The organism is Bizionia hallyeonensis, assembly GCF_042657385.1.
Classification (GTDB): Bacteria; Bacteroidota; Bacteroidia; order Flavobacteriales; family Flavobacteriaceae; genus Algorimicrobium; species Algorimicrobium hallyeonense.
Genome location: NZ_JBHSLA010000017.1, coordinates 1 through 2,544, shown reverse-complemented (window position 1 = coordinate 2,544; position 2,544 = coordinate 1). Strand labels below are relative to the sequence as shown.

3 protein-coding genes are annotated in these 2,544 nt (G+C 30.1%); all 3 read left to right on the top strand.

The genetic code is table 11. The features are described 5' to 3' along the window. The first annotated feature begins 143 nt into the window (after positions 1-143). The 3 genes from ACFPH8_RS14950 to ACFPH8_RS14940 all read left to right on the top strand — a co-directional run bounded on the left by ACFPH8_RS14950 (position 144) and on the right by ACFPH8_RS14940 (position 2,300). A complete protein-coding gene (locus ACFPH8_RS14950) occupies positions 144-1,223 on the top strand; it encodes a glycoside hydrolase family 53 protein (protein WP_376862255.1) in 1,080 nt (359 codons plus the stop codon). Between the two features lie 169 nt (positions 1,224-1,392). After that, positions 1,393-1,827 carry a hypothetical protein gene (locus ACFPH8_RS14945; protein ID WP_376862253.1) on the top strand — a complete coding sequence of 145 codons (435 nt, stop codon included), beginning with the start codon at positions 1,393-1,395 and terminating at the stop codon, positions 1,825-1,827. Between the two features lie 56 nt (positions 1,828-1,883). Then, positions 1,884-2,300 (top strand): hypothetical protein, encoded by a 417-nt coding sequence (locus tag ACFPH8_RS14940; RefSeq protein ID WP_376862251.1) that lies wholly within the window; start codon positions 1,884-1,886, stop codon positions 2,298-2,300. Positions 2,301-2,544: the final 244 nt, after the last annotated feature.

Sequence of the window (2,544 nt, the reverse complement as noted above, 5' to 3'; positions counted from 1 at the left end):
GCCAACACAGTATATAAGCTATGGCTTGGTCAGTCCACACTTGGAAAATCCTGCGGATTTTCCAAAGCCAGTTTTTATTTGGAGAGGTTCGTGCCGAGACACGCCACAGCTCATATACATAAACGTTGCCAGTAATTTAAAAAATGAATAGAACATTACAAATATTAATAACTCTTTTAATTTTTACTTCTTGTAACAAAGAGGATATAAATACACCAATTCCAGAGAGTGAAAACTTGACATTTATTTCTGCTGTTGACATTTCAAGCTATCCTGAAATATCAAATTCAAATCCTACGTTCAATGATTTGGAAGGAAGTCAAACTGATTTCTTAACTATACTTAAAGATAATGGAATAAATACTGTTAGATTAAGACTTTGGGTAAATCCGAGTAATGAACACTATGGATTTAATGAAGTAAAACTGTTTTCCAACACCTTAAAAACTAATGGTTTTAAAACTTGGTTGACTGTTCATTATTCAGATACTTGGGCAGATCCTGCTCATCAAGAAACCCCAATACATTGGCAAGGAATCAATTTTACTCAATTGAAAGACAGCGTGTACAACTACACTGAAAAAATTATGTCCGAATTACAACCTGATTATATCCAAATAGGTAATGAAATAAATCCTGGATTTCTTCATCCTTATGGACATATTTCAAATAATTTTCAGCAATTTATAGAGCTAATGGATACTGCAATTGTAGCAGTAAGAACCAATGCTAATGATACTGAAATAATCTTGCATTTTGCTGGTATTGAAAGCTCTGATTGGTTTTTTAATCAAGTGAGTATTTTAGATTATGACATTATTGGTTTATCCTATTATCCAATTTGGCATGGTAAATCCTTAAATAATCTCCAGACCAAAATGCAATATTTAAGTGAAACCCACGATAAGAAAATCTTGATTGCAGAAACAGCCTACCCTTTTACACTTGAATGGAATGATTGGACAAGTAATATTGTAGGATTAGAAGAACAACTAATTCTACCCGAATATCCAGCAACTCGTGAAGGTCAAAAAGACTTTATAAAACAAATAAAAACATTGACCAAAGAATTAGAAAACGGAATAGGATTTTGTTATTGGGGAGCTGAATTAATTGCTTGGAAAGGAAATCAATCTACAGACGCTTCCCCTTGGGAAAATCAAGCATTGTTTGATTTTGATAATAAAGCATTACCTGTTTTGAGAGAATTTAAAAGTGAATAAAAACTACTGGCAACAATGTATATAAAAAATTGGCGAAACAGTAATATAATCAAGGCTTTGGGCTTGTATCAAAGTTGGTGCTTAACCGAAAGTTTCGTTCTTCGTAATCGCCTACTTTTCATATACTGAACGTTGGCAGTAATTTAATCGAAGCATTCATAAATTTGATATGGAACAAAAATATTGGTACAGACTTTTAACTCATTTTTACGACAAAAATTACTTTGCTAATGGTTTAACATTGCCCTATATTATTGGCTCAAAAGTAATTACCGAACCAAATAATCAGGTTCAAACAATTAAAGAATTTTTTGAAGAAGTTAAGAATGAGAATGTTTATTTAAGTGTATTAAAATGTTGCGGAATTGGTGAACTAGTCTTTAGCCTATCAAATAAATCCGATTTTGAAATTTATGGTGGTTTTGAAAATATTGTAGATATAGACGGATTATTTGATAACTTTAAGAATATAAACGATTTTTCAAATTATTTACAAGAAAAATATGGAGATATAATTTCACAAGAAAAATTTTCTAGAAATCATTTTGGTAAGTGGGAAAGATTTACAGCAGATATAGATTTATCGAGATTGAGTGAATTATAAAAATTACCAACAACAAAATCAAGGTCTGAAAAATTTCTAATTATTAAAAAAGATAAATGAAAAATTTTAATTCTATTTTCTTGGGTGAAGCTTTGAGTATTCCAGAATTTCTACTTTTTATGGTAGGTTTTGGCGTAGTAATGGTAATTGTTTTTACTCTAATTTCTGTTGGTGCAGATAAATCAAAAGAAGTTACTAAAAATATAAAAAATAAAATAGAACAGAAAAAACAAGAAAATGCATTGAATGAAGATATTAAAATGAGTATGCGAGATTATCAAGAGTCCAAAAACAGTTTTCAATATTTTTCGGACAACAAACTTTTGAATATTTACGAACAGTTTCAAAATGTTACAAAAAACTCAAATATGGAACAACTAGCATTGGAAGAGGAATTAGTCAAAAGAAAATTAATAGATCATTCACCTATGCACGAAAAATTATACACAATTAATAAAGAATTTTTTAAATAAAAAACTACTGCCAACACCGGTAACCGTTGCGCAACGCTCTAAAAATTTATGCTCAAAACACAATTAAGCCCTTTTTAGGGCTTTTTAAATTTTCTTAAAACTGCCATTTAATTAAAATTTGGTTGGTGGAAATTGAAGCTTATTCCGTTTTGGAGTCCATTTATTTTAGAAACTATAAGACCAAGTGCTTTTGCCTTGGTTTTTGACATTTTCTGTGTAAACTTCAAGTACTTTTTAAGATTGT

Bases quoted from the DNA above. Each gene is read 5' to 3' on its own strand.
- ACFPH8_RS14945 (WP_376862253.1), top strand. From the start codon at position 1,393: ATGGAACAAAAATATTGGTACAGACTTTTAACTCATTTTTACGACAAA.
- ACFPH8_RS14940 (WP_376862251.1), top strand. From the start codon at position 1,884: ATGAAAAATTTTAATTCTATTTTCTTGGGTGAAGCTTTGAGTATTCCA.
- ACFPH8_RS14950 (WP_376862255.1), top strand. From the start codon at position 144: ATGAATAGAACATTACAAATATTAATAACTCTTTTAATTTTTACTTCT.